Source organism: Micromonospora sp. NBRC 107095, assembly GCF_030269705.1.
GTDB classification, from domain to species: Bacteria; Actinomycetota; Actinomycetes; order Mycobacteriales; family Micromonosporaceae; genus Micromonospora; species Micromonospora parva.
Window position 1 is genome coordinate 1,566,400 of sequence record NZ_BSTU01000001.1, and the last position, 22,576, is coordinate 1,588,975.

Genomic DNA, 22,576 nt, shown 5'->3' on the forward strand with positions numbered 1-22,576 from the left:
ATATTACGGTCGGTATGGATACTGGCGGAGGTGGAGCGTCCTCTTCTCACGGTCCTCCTGCTGGTGGGGCTGGTCATCGGATGTGCAGTGGGGTCGGCGTACGCCCGGGCACGACGCGGGTGGAACGATTACCAGACCGTCAAGAAATCGGTGCCGGGCGCCCGCAGGGGCGCCTGGGCGCTGATCCGTGGGGTCGCCGTGAAGGCCGCGGTGGTCGGGCTGCTGCTCTTCGGCGCGGTGGCGTACGCGGCGGTCGGTTCCGACGAGGAGACCGCCGGGACGGCGCCCAGCGAGTCCCCGACCCAGAGCGAGCCTCCGCACCGATGACCCCCGGCAGGCCGTGGCGGGTTAGCCTCGGGGCGTGGACGACGGACTGCGGGTGACCGACCGGTGGGTCGTCCCCGCCGCAGAGCTGCGGGAGCGGTTCTCCCGCTCCTCGGGGCCGGGCGGGCAGGGCGTGAACACCGCGGACTCCCGCGTCGAGCTCAGCTACGACCTGGCCAACTCGCCCACCGTGCCCGACTGGCTGCGGTCGCGGGCCCTGGCCCGGCTGGCCAACCGACTCGTCGACGGGGTGCTGACGATCGCCGCCAGCGAGCACCGGGCCCAATTGGCCAACCGGGAGGCGGCCCGGGCACGGATGACCGCCCTGTTGCGGGAGGCCGCCGCGCCCCCACCCCCGACCCGTCGAGCGACCCGCCCGTCCCGTGGGGCGAAGGAGCGCCGGCTGGCCGACAAGAAGCGCCAGTCCCAGCGCAAACGTGACCGCCGAACAGACGGCGAGTAGGAAACCACCAGAAAAGTCCTCTGCCATCGGGGATCCGGCGACCCTCAGGTGACAGAATCCGAAATCTGTCATCTGAAAGGTGTACGCTCAACGGGTCACCCAGGTGAGAGGAACACCCCATGAACACCCGCACCCTCGGCACCAACGGCCCCACCGTCTCCGCGCTCGGGCTCGGCCTGATGGGCATGTCGGACCTCTACGGCGCCGCCGACGAGGCCGAGAGCATCGCCACCATCCACGCCGCACTGGACGCCGGCATCACTCTGCTGGACACCGGCGACTTCTACGGCATGGGGCACAACGAGCTGCTGCTGCGCGACGCGTTGCGCGGCCGCAGTCGCGACAACGCCCTGATCAGCGTGAAGTTCGGCGCTCTGCGGGACGTCGACGGCGGTTGGAACGGCGTCGACGTCCGCCCCGCCGCGATCAAGAACTTCCTGGCGTACACCCTGCGCCGTCTCGGTACCGACCACGTCGACATCTACCGCCCGGCCCGGCTCTCCCCGGACGTGCCGGTGGAGGACGTGGTGGGCGCCCTCGCCGAGTTGGTCAAGGCCGGTCACATCCGCCACATCGGTCTGTCCGAGGTGAGCGCGGAAACCCTGCGTCGGGCGCACGCCGTGCACCCGATCACCGACCTGCAGATCGAATACTCGCTGATCTCCCGCAGCCCGGAGACCGACATCCTGCCGGCGGCCCGCGAGCTCGGCGTCGGGATCACCGCCTACGGGGTGCTGTCCCGCGGGCTCATCAGCGGTCACTGGACGGCCCGGCGGGAGACCGCCGGCACCGACTTCCGCAGCCACCTGCCCCGGTTCTCCGGCGACAACCTGGACCGCAACCTGGCCCTGGTGGAGGCGCTGCGCGCCATCGCCGAGACCCGGGGCGTCACCGTGGCGCAGATCGCCATCGCCTGGGTGCTCGCCCGGGGCGAGAACATCGTGCCCCTGATCGGCGCCCGCCGCCGGGATCGTCTCAGCGAGGCGCTGGGAGCCGCGGCGATCACGCTCAGCGAGTCGGACCTGGCTGCCATCGAGGCCGCCGTCCCGGCCGGCGCGGCCGCCGGCGCCCGCTACGACGAGGCGCAGATGGCCCACCTGGACAGCGAGCGGGCGTGACCACCCGGCCGTGGCGCGTCCGCCGACCGGGGGTCGCGCCATGGCCGGTCGCGCCGTCAGGAAGGCTTGAGCGATGAGCGACGCCACCGCCCTGACGGCCGACCGCATCCTCGACGCCGCCGAAGAGGTGCTGCGCCGCTACGGGCCGGCCAAGGCCACTGTGCTGGACGTCGCCCGCGCGCTGGGCGTGAGCCACGGCAGCGTCTACCGGCACTTCGCCAGCAAGGCGGCGCTGCGCGACGCGGTCGCCGAACGGTGGCTGGCCCGGGTGTCCACCCCGCTGATCGAGGTGGCCACCGGGCCCGGCCCGGCCCCGCGGCGGCTGCGCCGCTGGCTGGCGGAGCTGAGCGGCACCAAACGCCGGATGGCGCGGGAGGACCCCGAGCTGTTCGACAACTTCCACCAGCTCGCCACCCTCTCCGAGGGCGCGGTCGCCACTCACCTGGAGGTCCTCGCCGGTCAGCTCAGCCTGATCGTCGCGGACGGGGTCACCGCCGGCGAATTCGCCGTGCCCGACCCGGCGGTGGCCGGCCGGGCCCTGTTGCAGGCCACCGCCCGGTTCCACCACCCAGCCCACCGGGCCGACTGGAACGAGCCCGGCCTCGACGACGACATGGAAGCCGTCGTGGCCCTGCTCATCGACGGCCTGCGTAGCCGCCCGGCAACCTGAGCGGCCGACCCCGGTTCAGGCCGGGACGGCGGCGAGCAGCCGGTCGCGCAGCACCGCGGCCCGCTCGGCGAACGCGCGCTGCGCCGCCGCGTACTCCGCCCGACCATCCGCGGTCTCCACCCGCACCGGCGGGTAGCCGAGCGCCGCCAGGTCGTACGGGCTGGCCCGCATGTCCAGCGTGCGGATGTCCCGAGCCAGGTCGAACGCGTCGGCCACCAACTCCGAGGGGACCAACGGCGACAACTTGTACGCCCACTTGTACAGATCCATGTTGGCGTGCAGGCAGCCCGGCTGCTCGTGCGCGTGCTGCGTCTCCCGGGTCGGGGAGAGCACATTCAACGGGCGGGCCGGCGGTGTGAAGAACCGGAACGCGTCGAAGTGGCTGCACCGCACCCCGCGCTCCTCGACGACCGCGGCGGTGCGCTCCGTGCTCAGCCGCAGCGGCCAGGCGTTGTGCCGCAACTCCTCCCGGGTCTGCCGGTAGACCATCGCCCATTCGTGCATCCCGAAGCAGCCGAAGTGCGGCGCCCGTCCACGCGTCGCCTCCAGCAGGGAGCGGATCCAGGCGATCGACTCGCCGCGCCGCCCGCGTACCCCGTCGGTGTCGAGGGTGACCCCGGCGGTGCCGGCGCGGTAGTCGCGGCCGAACTCGGCCGGGTCGGCGTCGCGCAGCTCGACCCCGGGCCCCGGATGCCAGCGCCGCAGCTGGGCCGGGCGGTGCGAGTAGTAGGTGAACAGGAAGTCGGCCACCGGATGCCGCTCACCGCGTCGTCGCCGGGCCAGGTGCGGGGTCAGCCAGACGTCCACCCGCTGCTCGTGGGCCCCTCGGCGGGCCTGCCACTGCGCCGCGTCGAGCACGGTGCGGGCGAGGGCGGCGGTCACGCACCCCAGGGTACGACCGCCGCCCGGAACACCGGTCAGGGCATCTGCACCCGGACCCCGGCGGAGAACACCCCGCTGCGCAGCTCCAGCTGCTCGGGCGGGTCCCGCCCGTCGACGGTGAAGACCAGCGGCAGCACCATCCGGGTACCCGCCGCCATCGGATTGGCGAAGACGTCCCGACCCAGGTTCGCCGTCCGGGTGGCCGACTCGTCGGTGCTCACCCAACGCCCGCCCGGCAGGTACGCCCGTTGCAGCTCGCTGTGCCACAGCTGGTGGTCGCCGGTGACGTTGCGCACACCCACTGTCGCCTCGCAGCGGCGGCCGTTGACCGGCGCGGGACCGCCACCGTCGGCCTTCCCGGCGGTGCCGGGCACGCCGCAGGTCATCCGGTACACGGTGAACTCGAACGCCGACTCGCGCAGCGGCACACCCAGCGACCCGGTGACCCCGGTGCCCGTCCACGCGCCGCTGGTCGGCTGCTTCTGGGTGTCGATCGCCGCGACCTGCCGGGTCGCCGTCCAACCCGCGGTGCCGACGATGCCGGCCAGCACCACGACGGCGGCGCCCACCAACATCCAGACCGGCGGGGTACGCCGACGCCGCACCGGACTCGGGGCTGCCGGTCGCGGGTAGATCGTCCCGCGACCACCCTCGGCTCCGCCGCCGGTGGCGAGCGCAGCAGCCGTCACCCGCCGCCCGCGCCGACGTCGCCACACCCAGAGCACCGCGGCGCTGATCAGCACCAGAACCGCCAGGCCGGCGAGGAGCACCGGGTACCGGCGCCAGGCCGGTGCCTCGGTCACCTCGGCCGCCGGTGCGGCCGCCGCCTGCCAGGTGGCGGTGGCGCAGTCGTACGGTCGGCTGCCGTCGCTGGTGAACGCGCAGGTCGGCGCGGTCAGCGGCTGACCTGGTGCGGTCGCGGCGAGCGCGGTGCCCAACGTGGTGGTGCTGTGCGCGGGCAGCCGCAGCCGCCACGTCACCTCGGTGGCCGACCCGTTGGCCGGGGTGGACCGGCCGCCACCGCTGATCGCGGTCGTCGTCGAGCCGGGCGGCAACTCCTGACGCACCGTGGTGTCCAGGGTCGAGCTGCTCACGTTGCGCACCTGGATCCGGTACCTCGGTGCCGGGCTGCTCTCCGTCGCCACCGCCACCGTGACCGGTTGCGGGGGCGCGGACGCCGGCGCCCGGGTGGGTGGTGCCATCGCCGGTGGCGCCGAGGGCGGCGTGGGCTCGGTCACCCGGGCGGCCATCGCCACCGGCGGCCTGGTGACCGCTGTGCCGACCGTCGCCGGCGGTGGCGGGACGTCCGTGGGACGTGGCGCGCCGGCCGGTGGTCGTGGCGTGGTCGCCGGTGGTCGTGGCGCGCTGGCCGTGGGTTGTGGCGTGGCCGCCGGTGGTCGTGGGGCTGCCGCCGCCTCCGGAGCCGCCGCCGGCAGGGCCGGCACGGCGGCGAGGATGCCGAGGCAGTGCACGAACACTGCGAGGGCTCTGTGGTGTCGTGTCGATGCAGGCATACGAACGAACCTCCGGAGCCGACGGTAGGGGCGAGTCGCTTCCGTGCGGGTACGAATTCGGGAAGCCCGCCCCGGTCACCCCCAGCTCCGATAGGGTGCCGCGCGGTGATGGCTTGAGCACACCCGGGCGCCGGTCCTGGCCGGTCGGGGTGCCGGCGGGGCTAGATTGGCCGGGTGCGTATCGCTCGTTTCGCCCATGCCAAGGGAATGTCGTTCGGTGCCGTCGAAGGTGAAGCGGAGGCCGGGCCGCAGGGCCTGACCATCGCCGAGATCGAGGGCCACCCGTTCGGCAATCTGACCTTCAGTGGGGCCCGCTGGGCCCTTTCCGACGTTCGGCTGCTTTCGCCGATCCTGCCCAGCAAGGTGGTGTGCGTCGGTCGTAACTACGCCGACCACGCCGCCGAGCTCGGCAACGACGTGCCCAAGGAGCCACTGCTCTTCCTCAAGCCGTCCACCTCGGTGATCGGCCCCCGGGACGCCATCCGACTGCCGATCTTCTCCAAGCAGGTCGAGCACGAGGCGGAGCTCGCGGTCGTGATCGGGGCCCCAGGGGCGCGCCGCGCCGACCGGGCCGCCGCCGAACGCGCCATCTTCGGCTACACCTGCGCCAACGACGTCACCGCTCGGGACCTTCAGCGTTCCGACGGGCAGTGGACCCGGGCCAAGGGCTTCGACTCGTTCTGCCCGATCGGCCCGTGGATCACCACCGGGCTGGACGTCTCCGATCTGGAGATCCGGTGTGAGGTGGGTCGCAACCCGGAGGAGATGGAGGTACGCCAGCTCGGCCGGACGAAGGACATGGTCTTCGACGTTCCCGGCCTGGTGTCGTACATCTCGCACGTGATGACTCTGCTGCCCGGCGACGTGGTTCTGACCGGCACTCCGGCCGGGGTTAGCCCGCTTGTCGAGGGGGATACGGTCACCGTGCGGATCGAGGGCATCGGCGAGCTCACCAACCCGGTGGTCCCCGTCGCCTGATCCGTCTGATGCCCCTGTTTCCGCAGCTCACGGGTGGTTCGGGGGGATCGGATTTGGCCTGTCGGCACCGGGAGGGTAAAGTTCACTCCCGGCGCCGCAAGGGGCCAATGGGGTATGGGGTAATTGGCAGCCCGACTGATTCTGGTTCAGTTAGTCTAGGTTCGAGTCCTGGTACCCCAGCGCTGCTGGAATTCGCGAGAATTTCCAGACGCTGGATTCTGACGGAGTTCGACTCCGCCCCTTCGGGGGCGGAGGGTGGTCTTCGGTAGAGTGCAGCTCCTCCACCGCCGAGGTGGGGGAGCGAAAGTTGTTCTGGCCCCGTCGTCTAGCGGCCCAGGACGCCGCCCTCTCAAGGCGGTAGCGCCGGTTCGAATCCGGTCGGGGCTACATCGTGCACAGCCCGTCTCACCTGGTGAGGCGGGCTGTTTCGTGTGTGTGCCCGCCCCGCAGCCCTGGTCAACCCGCCGGCTTGATCGACTCGGATTTCCTGAAACCGTGGTGTCCTGGGCCCTCTGACAGGCCGAGTTCATGAAACGCGAGTTGATTTGAGCGGCGCCGCCCACGTGCGGTAGTTCCTGGCGCAGCGCCCAGCCCGCGAGCCCGGACCCCGTTCTCGGGCCCAGAGGCGGTGCCGCTAGACTACTGCCGCACCGCCCGCGAGGGTGGTGAACGGAAGAAGTTCTGGCCCCGTCGTCTAGCGGCCCAGGACGCCGCCCTCTCAAGGCGGTAGCGCCGGTTCGAATCCGGTCGGGGCTACAACCAAAGGCTCATCTCGCTCCCGCGAGATGAGCCTTTTCCCGTACCCCCTCCAACCCTCTGCCCTCGCTCTCGGTGATCAAGAGGTTTGCGTCAGCGCTCCCGGCGTGTCGTGACGCAAACCTCTTGATCACCGCTGGAGGCAGGGGCTCCGCTGGAGGCAGCAACATCCCCGATGTTGCTGCCTTCCGAGCGTCGGAGGCGGCAACATCGGGGATGTTGCGCGGATCTTGGGACGGGGTGCGGGGTCCGGGGGTCCGGGGGTCCGGGGGTCCGGGGGTCCGGGGGTCCGGGGACCGGGGATTGGGGTCCGGGGGCCCGGCGGGCTTGGGGGCCGGGGCCGGGGCCGGGGGGGTTAGAGGCCGGATAGGCGTTGGCCGGCTCTTACTACTGCCATGGCGTGCCGTTCGCCGGGGCGGCGGCCGAGGCGTTCGATCGGGCCGGAGATGCTGACCGAGGCGATCACTCTCCCGGTGCGGTCGCGGATCGGGGCCGAGACGCTCGCCACACCCGCCTCCCGCTCGGCGACGCTCTGCGCCCAGCCGCGACGGCGTACCTCGGCGAGGGTGCGGCCGGTGAACTTACTGCGCGGCAGCAGCGGCATCACCGCCTCCGGCGGCTCCCAGGCGAGCAGGATCTGGGCCGCTGAGCCGGCCGTCATCGGCAGCACCGAGCCGACCGGGACGGTGTCCCGTAGGCCGCTGGCGCGCTCGGCCGCCGCCACGCAGATCCGCTCGTCGGCGCGGCGCAGGTAGAGCTGCGCGCTCTCACCGGTGGCGTCGCGCAGCGCGGCCAGCAACGGCTCGGCGGCGGTCAGCAGAACGTCCGGTGCGGCGTTGGCCAGCTCGCCCAGCCGGGGGCCGGGCCGCCATCTGCCCTGGGTGTCGCGCACCAGCATCCGGTGGATCTCCAAGGCCTGGGCCAGCCGATGTGCGGTGGCTCGGGGCAGCTTGGTGCGTTCAACGAGTTCGGCCAGGCTGGCGCCGTCCACGCAGGCGGCCAGGATGACCACCGCCTTGTCGAGAACGCCGACACCGCTCATACTGTGTCCCACAAGCCGAAACTTACCTCCCAGAATTTAGGATGTCCAGATGGTGGGAGTCACTCCTGAGCCGAGGACCCTGGCCGAGAAGGTCTGGGACGCGCACGTCGTACGGTCCGCCGCCGGTGAGCCGGACCTGCTCTTCATCGACCTGCACCTGCTGCACGAGGTGACCAGCCCGCAGGCGTTCGACGGGCTGCGGCTCGCCGGGCGCCGGGTGCGTCGTACCGACCTGACCCTCGCGACCGAGGACCACAACACCCCGACCGGGTACGCCGACCCGGCGTTCCGCCTCCGCCGTGGTGACCTGCTCACCATCGCGGACCCGACGTCGCGTACGCAGATCGAGACGTTGCGCCGCAACTGCGCCGAGTTCGGGGTGCGGCTGCACCCGCTCGGCGACGACAACCAGGGCATCGTGCACGTGATCGGCCCGCAGCTCGGTCTCACCCAGCCGGGTCTGACGATCGTCTGTGGCGACTCACACACCGCCACCCACGGTGCCTTCGGCGCGCTCGCCTTCGGCATCGGCACCAGCGAGGTGGAGCACGTGCTGGCCACCCAGACGCTGCCGCAGAGCCGGCCGAAGACGATGGCCGTGAACGTCACCGGTCGCCTCGCGCCCGGCGTGACCGCCAAGGACCTGGTGCTCGCGCTGATCACGCAGGTCGGCACGGGTGGGGGTCGCGGGCACATCGTCGAGTACCGCGGCGAGGCGATCCGCGCCCTCTCCATGGAGGGGCGGATGACCATCGCCAACATGTCCATCGAGTGGGGCGCCAAGGCCGGCATGATCGCGCCGGACGAGACCACCTTCGCGTACCTCAAGGGTCGCCCGAACGCGCCGCAGGGCGCGGACTGGGACGCGGCGGTGGCGTGGTGGCGGACCCTGCCCACCGACGAGGGGGCACGCTTCGACGCCGAGGTGACCCTGGACGCCAGCCAGATCACCCCGTTCGTCACCTGGGGCACCAACCCCGGGCAGGGCGCGCCGTTGAGCGCCCCGGTGCCGGACCCGGAGGAGTTCACCACCGACTCGGAGCGCGCCGCCGCCCGCCGCGCCCTGGAGTACATGGACCTGCGCCCCGGCACCCCGCTGCGGGAACTGCCCATCGACGTGGTCTTCGTGGGGTCCTGCACCAACGGTCGCCTGGAGGACCTGCGGGCCGCCGCCGACGTGCTGCGGGGCCACCGGGTCGCCGACGGCGTCCGGATGCTCGTGGTGCCGGGCTCGGCCGCCGTGCGCGAGGCGGCCGAGGCCGAGGGGTTGGACAAGGTCTTCGTCGACGCCGGGGCCGAGTGGCGGTTCGCCGGCTGCTCCATGTGTCTCGGCATGAACCCCGACACGCTGAAGCCGGGCGAGCGTTCCGCCTCCACCTCGAACCGCAACTTCGAGGGCCGTCAGGGCCGGGGTGGGCGTACCCACCTGGTCTCCCCGCCGGTGGCCGCCGCCACCGCCGTGGTCGGCCGGCTGGCCGCCCCCGCCGACCTGTAGAAGGGACCGACGAGATGGACAAGTTCACCACCCACACCGGCACCGCCGTGCCGCTGCGCCGGTCCAACGTGGACACCGATCAGATCATCCCCGCCGTGTACCTCAAGAGGGTGACCCGGACCGGATTCGCCGACGGGCTGTTCAGTGCCTGGCGGGAAGATCCGACATTCGTGCTCAACGATGAAAACTATTCCGGGGCGTCGATCCTCATCGCCGGACCGGAGTTCGGCACCGGCTCCTCCCGGGAGCACGCCGTCTGGGCGCTACGGGACTGGGGCTTCCGCGCCGTGGTGGCCCCGCGCTTCGGTGACATCTTCCGCGGCAACGCCCTCAAGGAAGGTCTGTTGCCGGTCGAGTTGGAATTGAAAGCCGTCGAAGAACTGTGGGACCTGGTCGAGGGTGATCCGAGCACCCCGGTGACCGTCGACCTGACCGCCCGCCAACTCCGGGCGGGGGATGCGAGCTGGTCGTTCCCGCTGGACGACTTCAGCCGTTGGCGCCTGCTGGAGGGCCTCGACGACATTGGACTCACCCTCCGGCACGCCGCCGACATCGACTCCTACGAGGCGCGCCGACTGCCGTTCCTGCCCTCCGTCGCATAGCCGTTAGGCCGCTCGCACAGCGGATTTCACCCCCATCGGTCCAACCGGTGGGGGTGAATCCGTTACGACACAAGGGCTTTTTTCCACCGAATGTTTGTGTCCCGGCAGCACAGGGCATACCGTGCGCGCAGAATGGCTCGCGACGAGTCAGTTGCACAATCGGGAGGAAGTCGTGAACAAGGCCGAGCTCATCGAGGCGCTCGCCGTTCGCCTGGGGGACCGGAAGATGGCGACGGCCGCGCTCGACGCGGTCCTCACCGAGGTCCAGGCGGCGGTCACCAAGGGCGAGAAGGTGGCGATCACCGGATTCGGAGCATTTGAAAAGCGTGTGCGCGGCGCACGAACAGCGCGCAACCCGCGTACCGGCGAGGCGGTGAAGGTCAAGAAGACCTCAGTCCCGACCTTCCGCCCCGGCGCCGGGTTCAAGGAGATGGTGGCCAGCGGCAAGGTGCCGAAGGCCACGGTGGCGACGAAGAAGGCCGCCACCAGCACCACCACGGCCAAGGCGGCCGGCGCGAAGGCGACCGGCGCGAAGGCGACGGGCACCAAGGCGACCGCGGCCAAGGCGGCCAGCAAGAAGACCGCCCCGGCCAAGGCGACCAAGACCGCCACGGCGACCAAGACGGCCGCCAGCAAGAAGACCGCCCCGGCCAAGGCGAGCAAGAGCACCACGGCGACCAAGACGGCCGCCAGCAAGAAGACCACCGCGGCGAAGAAGACCACCGCGGCGACCCGGTCGACCGCGGCGAAGAAGACCACCGCGGCGGCGAGCAAGAGCGCGGCCAAGAAGGCCCCCGCGAAGAAGGCCCCGGCCAAGAAGGCGGCCAGCAAGCGCTGACCGACCCGCTCCGCAAGGGCGTCCACCCGTGGGTGGGCGCCCTTTCGGCGTGCCGGGACCGGCTTCGCGGGTACGGGGACCGTTGACCCGATTGGCCCGCTCGCGCAGAATCGCCGTGCCGGCCCCCCTCCGCCGGCCCGCCGACGGGAAGTGGGGCGCCGGTGCGCTACCGCCAGCTCACCACCGGGACGCTCGCGCTGGGCGTGCTCCTCCTCATCGACGTGCTGCGGGTCTGGCTGCCCGGCATCATCACCATCTTCGGTCAGGCGGCGTCCACCCCCGCCGAGCTGATGGGGGCGTTCGCCCTCGGCTGGTTCGTGCTCGCGCTGGGCGCACCCGCAGTGGTCGGCCGAGTCGGGGCCCGCCCGGTCACTGTCGTCGCCGCCGTCGCGCTCGCCGTCGCCCGGCTCACCCTCACCGCCGCTCCCGGTGGGCGTACCCAGCTCTGGGTGGCCACCGCCGGGTTGCTCGCCGGCCTGGTCTGGCTGGTCGGCGTCGCCGCCGACACCGACCGACCGGTTCCGGGCCTGGCGTTGGGGTTCGCTGTCAACGCGGCGGTACACGCGGTGCTCGACACCGTCGACCTGGTCTGGCGGGGCGACTGGGTGGCCTGGCTGCTCAGCGCCGTCGCGGTGACGGTGTTCCTGGTCGGCACGGCACAACTGGGCCAGCTCGGTGGCACGGACGCCACCCGTACCGGCACCGTTGGCGGCCCTGACGGTCCCGCTGACGCCCGTGGGGGCCCCGGTGGTGGCCGGGCCTGGCTGGTGGCCGGGCCCGCGCTGCTGCTGGCCGCGATGGTGGCGCTCTCCCCGGCGCTGGCCCGGACCGGGATGTCGTACCTCGTCGGGGACGGGGTGGCTCGTTCGCCGTTGTTCGGCCTGGCGCCGGTGCCGGTGGCGGTCGCCGGGTTCCTGGGCGCCGCGTTGACCCGGCCGCCACGAGGGTGGGGCCGGGCGTACGGTCCGGCGGCGCTGCTCACCGGCGCGGTGCTGTTCGCCCTCGACCGGGGGGACCTGCTCCTGCCGGCCATTCTCCTCGCCGCGGTCGGTCTCGGTGCGTGCCTCGCCCTGACCGACGACAGCAGCGACGACACCAGCGACGCGGCGCACGCCAGCGTCTCCCGCCGGGGGTACGCGGTAGCCGCCGGCATGCTCGTCTTCGCGCTCGGGGCGGTCGGCTACTACTCGGCCTACGACCTGGGCTACCCCAACGCCGCGGTGCCCGTGGTGGTGGCCGTGCTGATCGCCGCCGTGGCGTTCACCGCCCGTCCCGCCGCCCACCGGCTTCCCGGGCCGTTCCCGCCGTTACGGGCCACCGCCGCTGTCACCGCGCTGGCCCTGCTGGCACCCGTGCTCGCCGACGAGGTGCCGGTGGCCAGCAACCGGGACGGCCCGCCGCAACGGTTGACAGTGGTGGCGTACAACATCCGGATGGGTTTCGGGCTCGACGGCCGGTTCGACCTGACCGGCCTCGCCGAGGTCGTCGACCGGCAACGGCCCGATGTGGTGCTGCTCAGCGAGGTGGACCGGGCGTGGCTGCTCAACGGCGGGCACGACACCCTGGACCTGCTGGCCGACCGGCTCGGTATGCCGTACGTCTTCGGGCCGGCCGCCGATCCGGTCTGGGGTGACGCGGTGCTCAGCCGTTGGCCGGTGCGCGATCCGCGCAGCCTGCCGCTGGCCGCCGTCGGCGCGCCCACCGGGGCGCAGGCCCTCGCGGTCACGCTGGACCTCGGCGACGGTGTCCGAACCACGGTGGTCAGCACCCACCTGCAACCGCCACCGGGCACCGGACCGGTGGTCCAGGCCCGCGCGGTCGTCGACTTCGCCATCCGGTACGCGGCCGGTCGGCCGTTGGTGGTGGGGGGCGACCTGAACACGGAGCCGGGCGACGAGGCGTTCACGGAGTTCACCAGGGCGGGCCTGGTCGACGCGTTGGCCGCCGCCCGACCGTTGGCGACCAGCCCGGCGGACGACCCGCGCCAGCAGATCGACCACATCTTCGTCTCGCCCCAGCTGACCCCCGCTGATCCGGTCGCGCCGCGCAGCACGGCCAGCGACCACCTGCCGGTGGCGGTGACGGTGACCCTGCCGCCCCGCTGACCGAGGCCGGGGCCGGCGAACGCAGGCGCTACAGGCGGTCGGTGGCCAGCAGCCGGTCGCCGGCGAAGGCGAGCAGCCAGCCGCCGCCCTTCGGCGTCGCGAAGTCCTCATCGGTACGGCCGGTCAGCCGCTCCAGGGCACCGGGCAGGACCTTGCCCTGACTGCACACCACCGCCTGGCCACCGGTGCCCGCCAACTCCAGCAGCCGGGCGGCGGTGGCCAGGATCTGCTCGTCGCTCTGCTGGCCGGGTTGCGGCTCGTCCAGGTCGCCGCAGACCTCGATCGGCAGGTCGAGCAACGCGGCGGCCGGGTCGAGCGTCTGCACGCACCGTCGCGGCGACGCCGACAGCAGCCGGGCCGGTCGGATCAGGGCGATCAGCTCGGCCAGCGCATTCGCCTGGGCCCACCCCTCGGCGTCCAGGGGGCGTCCGACGTCCGGGCCGGACCAGGTGGCCCGCTTACCGGCGTGCGCGTGCCGGACCACAGCGATGGTCGCCGTCACCGACGGCAGAGCGGCGAACGCCGCCAACACCTCGGCGTCGTGCGGGTAGCTGACCAACCGGATCGCGTCGTCGACAGCGAGCCAGCGGATGTCGTCCACCTCGGTGTCCGGTTGGAAACCGCCGCTGGCCACCGCGAGCATCGACCAGTAGTCGACCAGCTTGGGCTGCCCCTCGCTGCGATAGCGCACCGAGGGCAGCCGCACCTGCGGCACACCCCGCACGTCGGACTCCTCGGCCACCTCACGGACCGCCGCGGCGAGCGCATGCTCGCCCGGTTCCAGTTTGCCCTTCGGCAGTGTCCAGTCGCCGTAGCGGGGGCGGTGCACCACGCAGACGCGTACGCCGTCGTCGGTCGGCCGCCAGGCCACCCCGCCGGCGGCCCGGATGCCGGTCACGGCAGCCAACTGGTCCGCCGTCGCCGGGTGGCCCGGTGCCAGGCAGCCGGCAGGCGTTCCCGCGCCCGGCGCACCGAGGCGCGTTCCCGTTCGGCCAGCCGCCCGGCGGTGACCGCCAGCTCGTGGTCGTCCGGCCGCGCGGCGGCGATCTCCAGCCAGGTGTCCGCCGCCACCGCGGCGTCCTGATGCTCGCCGAGCACGTCCTGGACCCGGGCGAGGGCGCGGGACAACCGGCGTGCGCCCTTGCCGACCGTCGGGGCCACCGCGTTGACCGCGTACCGGGCCTGCTTGCCCTCCTTGCGGACGGCGTGCCAGCGGTCGTCCGGCGACTGCGCGTCCAGCCCGTCGACGCCGTCCGGCCCGGTCAACCGCCGCCACGGCCGCGCCACCAGCGCGGGTAGCGCCTCGGTGGCGGGCGCGGCGGCCCGGCGGGTGAACCGGGGCGCGCGGGCGGCCAGCACCAGCGAGTCCACCAGAGCCAGGTAACGCGCGGAGCGCAGCATCTCGTCGATGGCGGTGAACGCCCGCCGCTGCCGTTCGGCGAGCACCTCGTCGAGCCGGTCCACAGCACCCCGGTCGAGCGGGCTCAGCGGATCGGCGTCGGCGGTACGGCGCAGCCGCGCGCGGAGCACCTCGGCGTCGCGGGCCGCCCCGAGCACCCCGGCCAACCAGCGCAGCTCGGCGCGCAGCGGGCGCGACCAGGTCCTGCGCAGCAACGGTTTGAAGGTGCGCAGATCACTGCGCAGGCGTCGACAGGCCACCCGCATCTGATGCACGGCGGTGTCGTCACCGGCGGCCGAGGCGCGCAGCCGGACCAGCGGGTCGTGCGCCAACAGCCGGCGGACCTCCTTGCGTACCGACTCGGTCACCACCTCACCGGCGCTCAGCTCGGCGGTCAACCCGGCCGGCGCGACCAGGTCCGGTTCGGCCCGCGCCGCCGCGCCCAGCGCCCGTACATGCTTCGGCGTGAACGACCCGCCCCGGGCGCCGGCCCGGCGCAGCACCCCACCGACCCGGTCGAGCAACTCCCGGTCGCCGGCGCTGCGCTCCACCTCCACCTCGCGGAACGTTTCGGTGGTGGTGCCGGCGTCGTCGAGCACCGTCACCCGGTCGTCCACCACCTCGGCGAGCACCGTGCCGGCCCGGTCACACACCTCGTACGCGTGCCGCACCGTCCGGACCACCGTCACCGGGGCCAGTGGCGCCCCACGGTGCAGCACGGTGACCAACTCCACCAGCTCCGGCGGCGGCTGCCGCTTCGGCCCGGGCCGGGAGATCTCGTGCCGGACGCCTGGCGTCCCGGTCGGTAGTTTCACCGTCCAGGGCAGGTCGTCTCCCCGCCGGTGGCGCAGCGACGCGCCGGCCCGGGCCAGCCGCAGGTCGACGGTGTCGAGGTAGCGGGCGACCAGCGTCACCGGTGGCAGTGCCCGGACCCGACCTCCGGCCGGGGCGGCACCGGCCAGGTCCGGCAGCACGTAGGTGTCGTCCACCTCGTACTTCTGCTCCTCCTCGACCATCAGCTCAGCCTATGCGCTGCGCGGTCAGCTGGCCGTGCCACCGACGCGGCGCAGCAGCAGTTCCTGCAGATGCTCCCCGGCGGTGTCGTCACCGCCGGTACGCCGGGTCCAGGTGCCGTCGCCGGCCAGCTCGAACGCGTCCACTTCGGGGCTCATCGCGGCGGTGAGCACCTGGTCCAGTTCGGCGCGGGCGATCGGGTCGCTCACCTGCACCAGCGCCTCCACCCGGCGGTCCAGGTTGCGGTGCATCAGGTCGGCCGAGCCCATCCAGAACTCGGCCTCACCGTTGTTGCCGAACCGGAAGACCCGGGAGTGTTCCAGGAACCGGCCGAGGATCGAGCGGACCCGGATGTTCTCCGACAACCCCGGCACCCCCGGGCGCAGCGTGCACATGCCCCGGATGAGCAGGTCGACGTGGACGCCGGCCTGGGAGGCGCGGTACAGCGCGTCGGTCACCCCCTCGTCGACCAGCGAGTTGACCTTGAACTGGACCAGGCCGGGCATGCCCAGGCGGACGTGCGAGATCTCCCGTTCGATCCGCTCGATCAGCCCGCTGCGGATGCCCTGCGGCGCGACCAGCAGCCGCCGGTACGCGGTCTGCCGGCTGTACCCGGTGAGCACGTTGAACAGGTCGGTGAGGTCGGCGCCGATCTCCGGGTCGGCGGTGAGCATGCCGAAGTCCTCGTACAGTCGGGCCGTCTTCGGGTGGTAGTTGCCGGTGCCGATGTGGCAGTAGCGGCGGATCTGATTGCCCTCCTGCCGGACCACCAACGCGGTCTTGCAGTGCGTCTTCAGGCCGACCAGGCCGTACACCACGTGGCAGCCGGCGCGTTCCAACGTGCGGGCCCAACCGATGTTGGCCACCTCGTCGAAGCGGGCCTTCACCTCCACGAGCACCACCACCTGCTTGCCGGCGGCGGCCGCGTCGACGAGCGCGTCGACGATCGGGGAGTCGCCGCTGGTCCGGTAGAGGGTCTGCTTGATGGCCAGCACGTTCGGGTCGGCGGCGGCCTGCTCGATGAAGCGCTGCACGCTGGTGGCGAACGAGTGGTACGGGTGGTGCACCAGGATGTCGCCGTCGCGCAGGGTGGAGAAGACGCTGCGCGGCACCTCGCCCTCGGCGAGGCGGGGATGGGTGGCCGGCACGAACGGCGGGTCCTTCAGGTCCGGCCGGTCCGCCTCGCCGTAGACCTGCCACAGCGCGGAGAGGTCCAGCAGGCCGGGCACCCGCAGCACGTCCTGGTCGTCCATGTCCAGCTCGCGGACGAGCAGCTCCAACATGTGGTCGGAGATCGACGCGGCGACCTCCAGGCGGACCGGCGGACCGAACCGCCGCCGGGCCAGCTCCCGCTCCAGGGCCTGGAGCAGATCCTCGTCGCGGTCCTCGTCGACCTCCACCTCGGCGTTGCGGGTGACCCGGAACAGGTGGCACTCGACCACCTGCATGCCGCTGAACAGCTGCCCCAGGTGCACCGAGATCAGGTCCTCCACGGGCAGCATCCGGACGCCGGGCTGGTCCCGGTCCACCCGGACGAAACGGGGCACGTTGTTGGGCACCTTGACCCGGGCGAACAGCTCCGAACCGCCATCCGGGTCACGAACCGCCACCGCCAGGTTCAGCGACCGCCCCGAGATGTACGGGAACGGGTGCGCCGGGTCCACCGCGAGCGGGGTCAGCACCGGGAAGATGTGCTCCCGGAAGTAGGTGCGCAGCCGTTCCCGCTCGGGGTCGCCCAACTCGCCCCAGCGCAATATCCGGATGCTCTCGTCGGCGAGCTTGGGCAGCACGTCGTCGACGAAACAGGCGGCGTGCCGGGCGACCAGGGCGGCGGTCCGCTCGGCGATCAGCTCCAACTGGGTACGCAGGGGCAGCCGGTCCCCGCCGCGTACCGGCAGGCCGGCGGAGAGCCGCCGCTTCAGTCCGGCGATGCGCACCATGTAGAACTCGTCGAGGTTGCTGGCGAAGATGGCCAGGAACTTGGCCCGCTCCAGCAGCGGGGTGCGCTGGTCCTCGGCCAGGGCGAGCACGCGGGCGTTGAAGTCGAGCCAGGACAGCTCCCGGTTGAGGAACCGGTCCTCCGGCAGCGGCGGGGCCGGGGGCTCGTCGTCGTCCTCCAGCCGGGTGGCTGTCGATCCGACCGGTTGGACCTCACCGGCGGCGGGACCGTCCGCCTCGGTCTGCGGCACCGGGTCGATGACCTCGTCCAGGCCGGAGGAGGCGGCGCCGGGGTCGTCGGCGAGGGTGTCGGCGCGGGCGGCGCCGGCGCGTTCGGCGCGGGACGGACGGAAGCGCCCATCGGCGCCGCGCGCGGTGGAGCCGTTGCGGAGGTTGGTGGCGGGCGGGCGGGCCGGTTGCTCGCGAGGGGTGCTCACCCGCTCATAATCACCCGATTACGGTAAACGCAAAATGAACTTGGGCCCGCCGGGTCAGATCATCGTCGGCAATGTCACCCGGACAACCTCGCCGTCGGGATCGGTGTCGATGCGGACCCGCTGCCCGAGCCGGAGAAGCCGCAGCCCGGAGGCGTCGAAAGCCCGCGCGGGGAAGCGCATCTCGGTGCCGTCGTCGAGCAGCAGGACACCGCTGCGCGTCGCCGCGTCGTAGCTGGCCACAGTGCCCTGCATGCTGGCACCGTACACCCGGGGGCCGGCCGGTGGCGCGGCCCGGGCAGGGTCAGCCCGCTAGGCGGGCGGGGCAGGCTCGGCCCGCTAGGCGGGCGGGGCAGGGTCAGCCCGCTCCGCGGGCGGGGCAGGGTCAGCCGGTGGCGCGGGCCGGGCGGCCGGCGTCCACCAGCGCGGCCGTGCGCGGCCCCAGCCCGAGCCGGTCGGCTTCGGCCAGGTCCGCCGCGGTGTCCACGTCCCGGCGCAGGCTGGGCCAGTCGCCGTCGAGCGGCAACGCCCCGCTCGACGCGTGCGCGAGCGCCGAACCCACCCCGAAACGAGGCTCCAGCGGTACCCCCGGCGGAGCGGTGAGCAGCACCGTGCCCTCGCCGGGTGTGTCCGGCACGAACCGGCGGACCGTGGGTCGGCTGTTCTGCGCCGCGAGCAGCGCGCCGGCCAGCTCGGTCGGGCGCAGCGCCGGCACGTCCGCGGTGATCCCGGCCACCCACCCGCGGGCCCCGGCCGCCCCGTGCCGCAACGCGGCGTTCAGGCCGGCGTTCGGCTCGTCCGGCAACACCCGCGCGCCGGCCGCCCGTGCCGCCGCCGCCACCCGGGCGTCGTCGGTCACCACCAGGACCTCGGCGACCGCCGGGCAGGCCAGCACCGCGCGGAGCGTGTCGGCCGCGACGGCCAGCGCCAACTCCTCGTGCGGTACGCCGGGCAGCGCGCCGCGCAGCCGACTCTTGGCCGCGGCCAGCGGCTTCACCGGCACCACCACTGCCCACCTCGGCTGACTCACGTCCGCAATCCTGCCAGCCGGACGACGGGACCCTCGCTGGCCGTACCGGGGGCGAGCAGGCATGATTTCCGCTGCGGGTGTCGCGGGCGGGATTTCGCGGCGGGGTTGGGGCGCGACGAGGAGGCACAGTGGCACGGCGGAGGCTGGGGTTCTGGCAACGGTTCGCCGTGGGGCTGGTGAAGCCGGTGATGATCGTCTGGACCCGGCGTACCTGGCGTGGTCAGGAGCATCTCCGCCGCGACGGCGGCATGATCATCGTGGCGAACCACATCTCCCACGCCGACCCGCTGGTCTCCGCGCACTTCATCTACGACTCCGGGCGCTGGCCGCAGTACCTGGGCAAGGCCAGCGTGTTCCGGGTGCCGGTGGTCGGCTGGATCCTGCACCGGTGCCGGCAGATCCCCGTCGAGCGGGGCACCGTGGACGCCGTCCGCTCACTGGACGCCCTGGTCGCCGCGCTCAACGAGGGCGGCGCGGTGGTGATCTACCCTGAGGGCACCACCACACGACAGCCGGAGCTCTGGCCGATGAAGGCCAAGACCGGTGCGGCCCGCTTGGCCCTGGCCACCGGCGCCCCGGTCGTACCGGTGGTGATGTGGGGGCCGGAACGGATCTTCGACCCGCGGACGACCCGCGTCAGTCTGCGCCCCCGGATCCCGGTGACAGTTGCCGCCGGGGAACCGATCGACCTGAGCCGGTGGGCGGACGCCCAGCCGACCCGGGCCACCCTCGAGGAGATGACGGACACCATCATGTTGCGGCTGCGGGACATGCTCGCCGAGATCCGTGGCGGTACCCCGCCGCCACTGTGGGAGCGACCGGCCCGGCCCTCCGCCGGCCGTGAGCAGCAGGGCGAAGCGGCATGAGCGAGCGAAGCAGTGGTGCGGTCCGGGCCGCCGTGAAGCGGAACGGGGCGGCGGCGTGAGCGGGCACGTCGCGGTGCTCGGCGCCGGTTCCTGGGGCACCGCCTTCGCCAAGATCCTCGCTGACGCGGGGCGGGACGTGACGGTGTGGGCCCGCCGCGCGCCGGTCGCCGAGAGCATCCGGGCCGAGCGCCGCAATCCGGAATATCTGCCCGGCCTGCTGCTGCCCGCCCGCGTCACGGCCACCACCGACGCCGCCGAGGCGATCACCGGAGCCGAGGTGGTGGTGCTGGCGGTGCCGTCGCAGACGCTGCGCGGCAACCTCGCCGAATGGGCCGGGCACCTGCACCCGGACTCGACCCTGGTGTCGCTCATGAAGGGCATCGAGCTGGGCACCACCAAGCGGATGAGCGAGGTCATCGTGGAGACCGCCGGGGTCGCCGCGGACCGGGTGGTCGTCGTGTCCGGCCCGAACCTGGCCCCGGAGATCGCCGTCGAGCAGCCCGCCGCGACAGTGGTCGCCGGGACGAACAGCGCTCGTGCCACGCTCGTCCAGTCGTCGATCCGGACGCCGTACCTGCGCCCCTACACCAACGACGACGTGATCGGCTGTGAGCTGGGCGGGGCGGTCAAGAACGTGATCGCCCTGTCGTACGGCATCGCCACCGCGATGGGTTTCGGCGACAACACCCGGGCCATGCTGATGACCCGTGGGCTGGCCGAGACGGCCCGGCTGGGCGTGGCGCTCGGCGCTGACCCGATCACCTTCGCCGGTCTCGCGGGCATGGGCGACCTGGTCGCCTCCTGCTCGTCCCCGCTGGCCCGCAACCGCACCTTCGGCGAGCACCTGGGCCGGGGGGAGACGCTGGAGCAGGCCCAGGCCGCCACCCGGCAGACCGCCGAGGGTGTGAAGAGCTGCCTGGCGATCCGCGACCTGGCCCGGGCTCACGGCGTGGAGATGCCGATCACCGAGCACGTCGAGCGGATCTGCCACGAGGGGATGGACCCCCGCCTCGCCGTGGAGACCCTGATGAGCCGCACCGCCAAACCCGAGTCGTACGAGTGAGGAACCCGATGAGCGAGTGGGGAGACGGCACCCGCTGCGTCCGCGCGGGACTGCCCGAGCCGGCACCGGGGGATCCGTTCCTGCCCGGGCCGGTCTTCGCCGCGCCGTACCACCTCGACCCGTTCCAGGGTCAGGGCACGTCGCCGAACGGCTACGGCCGCCCCGACAACCCGACCCGGCGGCTGCTGGAGGCGGCGGTGGGCGAGTTGGAGGGCGGTGACTGCCGGGTCTTCGCGACCGGTCAGGCGGCCATCACCGGCCTGCTGCTCACCCTGCTGCGGCCGGGGGACACCGTGGTGCTGCCCAGCGACGGATACTTCCCGGTCCGGGCGTTCGCCACCGATGTGCTGGAGGCCATCGGCGTCCGCGTGCTGTTCGTGCCGACCGTCGGGCCGTACCCGTCGTTCGAGGGCGTCCGGCTGGTGCTGGTGGAGACGCCGGCCAACCCGGGCCTGGACGTGGTCGACGTGGCCGCCCTCGCCGAGCGGGCGCACGCCGCCGGCGCGCTGCTCGCGGTGGACAACACCACGGCCACCCCGCTCGGTCAGCACCCACTGGACCTCGGCGCCGACCTGGTGGTCGCCTCCGGTACGAAGGCGCTCACCGGCCACTCCGACCTGCTGCTGGGCTACCTGGCCAGCCGATCCACCGAGCTGATCGACGCGGTGACGACCTGGCGGACCACCACCGGGGCGGTGCCGGGCGCGTTCGACGCCTGGTTGGCCCACCGGTCACTGGCCACTCTCGACCTGCGGCTGGCGCGGCAGAGCGTGAACGCCGCAGCGGTCGCCGACCTGCTCGCCGGCCGGTCGGACGTGACCGGCCTGCGGTGGCCGGGGCGGCCGGACGACCCTGCGTACCCGGTGGCCTCGGCGCAGATGCACCGGATACCGGGGGTGCTCTCGTTCGACCTGGGCGACGCCGACCGGGTGGGCCGATTCATCGAGGCCGCCCGGCTGGTGGCGGCGGCGACCTCCTTCGGTGGCCTGCACACCACGGCGGACCGGCGGGCGCAGTGGGGCGACGACACCGCTCCCGGTTTCGTCCGGCTCTCCTGTGGCGCGGAGGACACCGCGGACCTGGTGGCCGACATCGCCGCCGCGCTGGACGCGGCCGGGTCGGCCTGAGGGTGCCGGTGGCAGATCCGACCCGGGCCGCCCTGGTGGCCCGGCTGCGCACGGCCGGCTGCGTCTACGCCGAGGACGAAGCCGAGCTGCTGCTGGCCGCCGCCGACTCGCCGACTGCGTTGGCCGATCTGACCGACCGGCGGGTGGCCGGCGAGCCGTTGGAGTACCTGCTCGGTTGGGCGGAGTTCGCCGGCCTGCGGATCGCCGTCGACACCGGCGTCTTCGTGCCGCGTGCCCGGACCGCTCTGCTGGTCGAGGTGGCGGCCGAGGTGACCGGCCCGGCACCGGCCGTTGTCGACCTCTGCTGCGGGTCCGGTGCCACCACCGTGGCGCTGGCGCACCGACTCACGCCACGCTGGCTGGCCGCCGCTGACATCGACCCGGCGGCCGTCGCCTGCGCCCGGCGCAACGTCGCCGGGCTGAACGCCGAGGTGTACGAGGGTGACCTCTTCGCTCCGCTGCCCGGGCGGTGGCGGGGTCGGCTGGACCTGGTGCTCGCCAACGCCCCGTACGTGCCGACCGACGCGGTGGCGCTGATGCCGCCGGAGGCGCGGCTGCACGAGGCCCCGGTGGCGCTCGACGGCGGCCCGGACGGGCTCTCCGTGCTGCGCCGGGTGGGCGTGGACGCCGCGCACTGGCTGGCCCCCGGCGGCCACCTGGTGGTGGAAGCCGGCACCACCCAGGTAGACGTCCTCTGCGCGGCGTTCCAAGCGGCCGGCCTGGTGCCCACCGTGCGCCAGGACGAAGACCTGGACGCCACGGCGGTGATCGCGCGCCGGGCCTGACCCCGGCGATCTTGCAGTTTCGGTTGTCGAGATGAGGTGCTATGCACCTTATGCCGGGACAGTAAGCGCAAGATCGCGGGGAGGGTGGTGCGGGGCGTGGCGGGGGAGGGGGGTTGGCACTAGCCTCGGCTCA

General features: G+C 73.0%; 21 protein-coding genes and 3 tRNA genes. 16 read left to right on the forward strand and 8 right to left on the reverse strand.

Annotated elements, in window-relative coordinates; all coding sequences use genetic code 11:
• Positions 1–30 precede the first annotated feature (30 nt).
• The 4 genes from QSK15_RS07390 to QSK15_RS07405 all read left to right on the forward strand — a co-directional run bounded on the left by QSK15_RS07390 (position 31) and on the right by QSK15_RS07405 (position 2,575).
• On the forward strand, positions 31–327 hold the full coding sequence (locus QSK15_RS07390) for a hypothetical protein (RefSeq protein WP_285793487.1): 297 nt from the start codon (positions 31–33) through the stop codon (positions 325–327).
• Positions 328–361: 34 nt separating this feature from the next.
• Positions 362–787, forward strand: coding sequence for an alternative ribosome rescue aminoacyl-tRNA hydrolase ArfB (gene arfB, locus QSK15_RS07395; RefSeq protein WP_285793488.1), 426 nt, complete (start codon positions 362–364; stop codon positions 785–787).
• 119 nt (positions 788–906) lie between these two features.
• Entirely contained in the window at positions 907–1,905 is a 999-nt protein-coding gene (locus tag QSK15_RS07400) for an aldo/keto reductase (protein WP_285793489.1), read from the forward strand.
• A gap of 73 nt (positions 1,906–1,978) precedes the next feature.
• On the forward strand, positions 1,979–2,575 hold the full coding sequence (locus QSK15_RS07405; RefSeq protein WP_285793490.1) for a TetR/AcrR family transcriptional regulator: 597 nt from the start codon (positions 1,979–1,981) through the stop codon (positions 2,573–2,575).
• A gap of 15 nt (positions 2,576–2,590) precedes the next feature.
• Here the strand turns inward: QSK15_RS07405 and QSK15_RS07410 are convergent, their stop codons facing one another.
• Together QSK15_RS07410 and QSK15_RS07415 are read right to left on the reverse strand one after the other, a co-directional pair.
• Positions 2,591–3,457 carry a 3-methyladenine DNA glycosylase gene (locus QSK15_RS07410; RefSeq protein ID WP_285793491.1) on the reverse strand — a complete coding sequence of 289 codons (867 nt, stop codon included), beginning with the start codon at positions 3,455–3,457 and terminating at the stop codon, positions 2,591–2,593.
• Positions 3,458–3,492: 35 nt separating this feature from the next.
• Positions 3,493–4,971 carry a hypothetical protein gene (locus QSK15_RS07415; RefSeq protein ID WP_285793492.1) on the reverse strand — a complete coding sequence of 493 codons (1,479 nt, stop codon included), beginning with the start codon at positions 4,969–4,971 and terminating at the stop codon, positions 3,493–3,495.
• Positions 4,972–5,145: 174 nt separating this feature from the next.
• Between QSK15_RS07415 and QSK15_RS07420 the strand changes: the two genes are divergently transcribed.
• From QSK15_RS07420 to QSK15_RS07435, 4 genes are all read left to right on the forward strand, one after another.
• Complete coding sequence (locus QSK15_RS07420) at positions 5,146–5,949, forward strand: fumarylacetoacetate hydrolase family protein (protein ID WP_279520440.1); 804 nt, start codon at positions 5,146–5,148, stop codon at positions 5,947–5,949.
• 108 nt (positions 5,950–6,057) lie between these two features.
• Positions 6,058–6,129: transfer RNA gene (locus QSK15_RS07425), tRNA-Gln, on the forward strand.
• Positions 6,130–6,263: 134 nt separating this feature from the next.
• Positions 6,264–6,336: transfer RNA gene (locus tag QSK15_RS07430), tRNA-Glu, on the forward strand.
• A gap of 296 nt (positions 6,337–6,632) precedes the next feature.
• Positions 6,633–6,705: transfer RNA gene (locus tag QSK15_RS07435), tRNA-Glu, on the forward strand.
• A 355-nt stretch (positions 6,706–7,060) separates the two neighbouring features.
• On the opposite strand, the gene QSK15_RS07440 is transcribed toward QSK15_RS07435, so the two are convergent.
• Positions 7,061–7,747, reverse strand: coding sequence for an IclR family transcriptional regulator (locus QSK15_RS07440; protein ID WP_007456408.1), 687 nt, complete (start codon positions 7,745–7,747; stop codon positions 7,061–7,063).
• 49 nt (positions 7,748–7,796) lie between these two features.
• Between QSK15_RS07440 and leuC the strand changes: the two genes are divergently transcribed.
• The 4 genes from leuC to QSK15_RS07460 all read left to right on the forward strand — a co-directional run bounded on the left by leuC (position 7,797) and on the right by QSK15_RS07460 (position 12,787).
• Complete coding sequence (gene leuC, locus QSK15_RS07445; RefSeq protein ID WP_285793493.1) at positions 7,797–9,242, forward strand: 3-isopropylmalate dehydratase large subunit; 1,446 nt, start codon at positions 7,797–7,799, stop codon at positions 9,240–9,242.
• Between the two features lie 14 nt (positions 9,243–9,256).
• Positions 9,257–9,844 (forward strand): 3-isopropylmalate dehydratase small subunit, encoded by a 588-nt coding sequence (gene leuD, locus QSK15_RS07450; RefSeq protein WP_279516867.1) that lies wholly within the window; start codon positions 9,257–9,259, stop codon positions 9,842–9,844.
• Between the two features lie 172 nt (positions 9,845–10,016).
• Positions 10,017–10,682, forward strand: a complete 666-nt coding sequence (locus tag QSK15_RS07455) for an HU family DNA-binding protein (protein ID WP_352232165.1) — start codon at positions 10,017–10,019, stop codon at positions 10,680–10,682.
• A gap of 161 nt (positions 10,683–10,843) precedes the next feature.
• A complete protein-coding gene (locus tag QSK15_RS07460; RefSeq protein WP_285793495.1) occupies positions 10,844–12,787 on the forward strand; it encodes an endonuclease/exonuclease/phosphatase family protein in 1,944 nt (647 codons plus the stop codon).
• 28 nt (positions 12,788–12,815) lie between these two features.
• On the opposite strand, the gene QSK15_RS07465 is transcribed toward QSK15_RS07460, so the two are convergent.
• The 5 genes from QSK15_RS07465 to cofC form a co-directional block, all read right to left on the reverse strand.
• Positions 12,816–13,694 (reverse strand): NUDIX hydrolase, encoded by an 879-nt coding sequence (locus tag QSK15_RS07465; RefSeq protein WP_285793496.1) that lies wholly within the window; start codon positions 13,692–13,694, stop codon positions 12,816–12,818.
• A complete protein-coding gene (locus tag QSK15_RS07470; RefSeq protein WP_285793497.1) occupies positions 13,682–15,202 on the reverse strand; it encodes a CYTH and CHAD domain-containing protein in 1,521 nt (506 codons plus the stop codon). Before QSK15_RS07470 ends, QSK15_RS07465 begins: the two co-directional genes overlap by 13 nt.
• 24 nt (positions 15,203–15,226) lie before the next feature.
• The gene (locus QSK15_RS07475) at positions 15,227–17,575 is read right to left on the reverse strand and encodes an RNA degradosome polyphosphate kinase (RefSeq protein WP_285793498.1); all 2,349 of its coding nucleotides are present in this window, start codon (positions 17,573–17,575) and stop codon (positions 15,227–15,229) included.
• Between the two features lie 54 nt (positions 17,576–17,629).
• Positions 17,630–17,827, reverse strand: coding sequence for a cold-shock protein (locus QSK15_RS07480; protein ID WP_030335323.1), 198 nt, complete (start codon positions 17,825–17,827; stop codon positions 17,630–17,632).
• A gap of 130 nt (positions 17,828–17,957) precedes the next feature.
• Positions 17,958–18,602 (reverse strand): 2-phospho-L-lactate guanylyltransferase, encoded by a 645-nt coding sequence (cofC, locus tag QSK15_RS07485; RefSeq protein ID WP_285793499.1) that lies wholly within the window; start codon positions 18,600–18,602, stop codon positions 17,958–17,960.
• 128 nt (positions 18,603–18,730) lie between these two features.
• On the opposite strand from cofC, the gene QSK15_RS07490 reads away from it, so the two are divergent.
• The 4 genes from QSK15_RS07490 to QSK15_RS07505 are packed head-to-tail and all read left to right on the forward strand — an operon-like array spanning position 18,731 to position 22,443.
• Entirely contained in the window at positions 18,731–19,468 is a 738-nt protein-coding gene (locus QSK15_RS07490) for a lysophospholipid acyltransferase family protein (protein ID WP_285793500.1), read from the forward strand.
• 55 nt (positions 19,469–19,523) lie between these two features.
• Positions 19,524–20,531, forward strand: a complete 1,008-nt coding sequence (locus QSK15_RS07495) for an NAD(P)H-dependent glycerol-3-phosphate dehydrogenase (protein ID WP_210860954.1) — start codon at positions 19,524–19,526, stop codon at positions 20,529–20,531.
• Between the two features lie 8 nt (positions 20,532–20,539).
• Positions 20,540–21,658, forward strand: a complete 1,119-nt coding sequence (locus tag QSK15_RS07500; RefSeq protein WP_285793501.1) for a cystathionine gamma-lyase — start codon at positions 20,540–20,542, stop codon at positions 21,656–21,658.
• A gap of 2 nt (positions 21,659–21,660) precedes the next feature.
• On the forward strand, positions 21,661–22,443 hold the full coding sequence (locus QSK15_RS07505) for a putative protein N(5)-glutamine methyltransferase (protein ID WP_285793502.1): 783 nt from the start codon (positions 21,661–21,663) through the stop codon (positions 22,441–22,443).
• Positions 22,444–22,576: the final 133 nt, after the last annotated feature.

Bases quoted from the DNA above. Each gene is read 5' to 3' on its own strand.
- QSK15_RS07400 (WP_285793489.1), top strand. From the start codon at position 907: ATGAACACCCGCACCCTCGGCACCAACGGCCCCACCGTCTCCGCGCTC.
- QSK15_RS07405 (WP_285793490.1), top strand. From the start codon at position 1,979: ATGAGCGACGCCACCGCCCTGACGGCCGACCGCATCCTCGACGCCGCC.
- QSK15_RS07500 (WP_285793501.1), top strand. From the start codon at position 20,540: ATGAGCGAGTGGGGAGACGGCACCCGCTGCGTCCGCGCGGGACTGCCC.
- QSK15_RS07415 (WP_285793492.1), bottom strand. From the start codon at position 4,971: ATGCCTGCATCGACACGACACCACAGAGCCCTCGCAGTGTTCGTGCAC.
- leuD (WP_279516867.1), top strand. From the start codon at position 9,257: ATGGACAAGTTCACCACCCACACCGGCACCGCCGTGCCGCTGCGCCGG.
- leuC (WP_285793493.1), top strand. From the start codon at position 7,797: ATGGTGGGAGTCACTCCTGAGCCGAGGACCCTGGCCGAGAAGGTCTGG.
- QSK15_RS07470 (WP_285793497.1), bottom strand. From the start codon at position 15,202: ATGGTCGAGGAGGAGCAGAAGTACGAGGTGGACGACACCTACGTGCTG.
- QSK15_RS07480 (WP_030335323.1), bottom strand. From the start codon at position 17,827: ATGCAGGGCACTGTGGCCAGCTACGACGCGGCGACGCGCAGCGGTGTC.
- QSK15_RS07440 (WP_007456408.1), bottom strand. From the start codon at position 7,747: ATGAGCGGTGTCGGCGTTCTCGACAAGGCGGTGGTCATCCTGGCCGCC.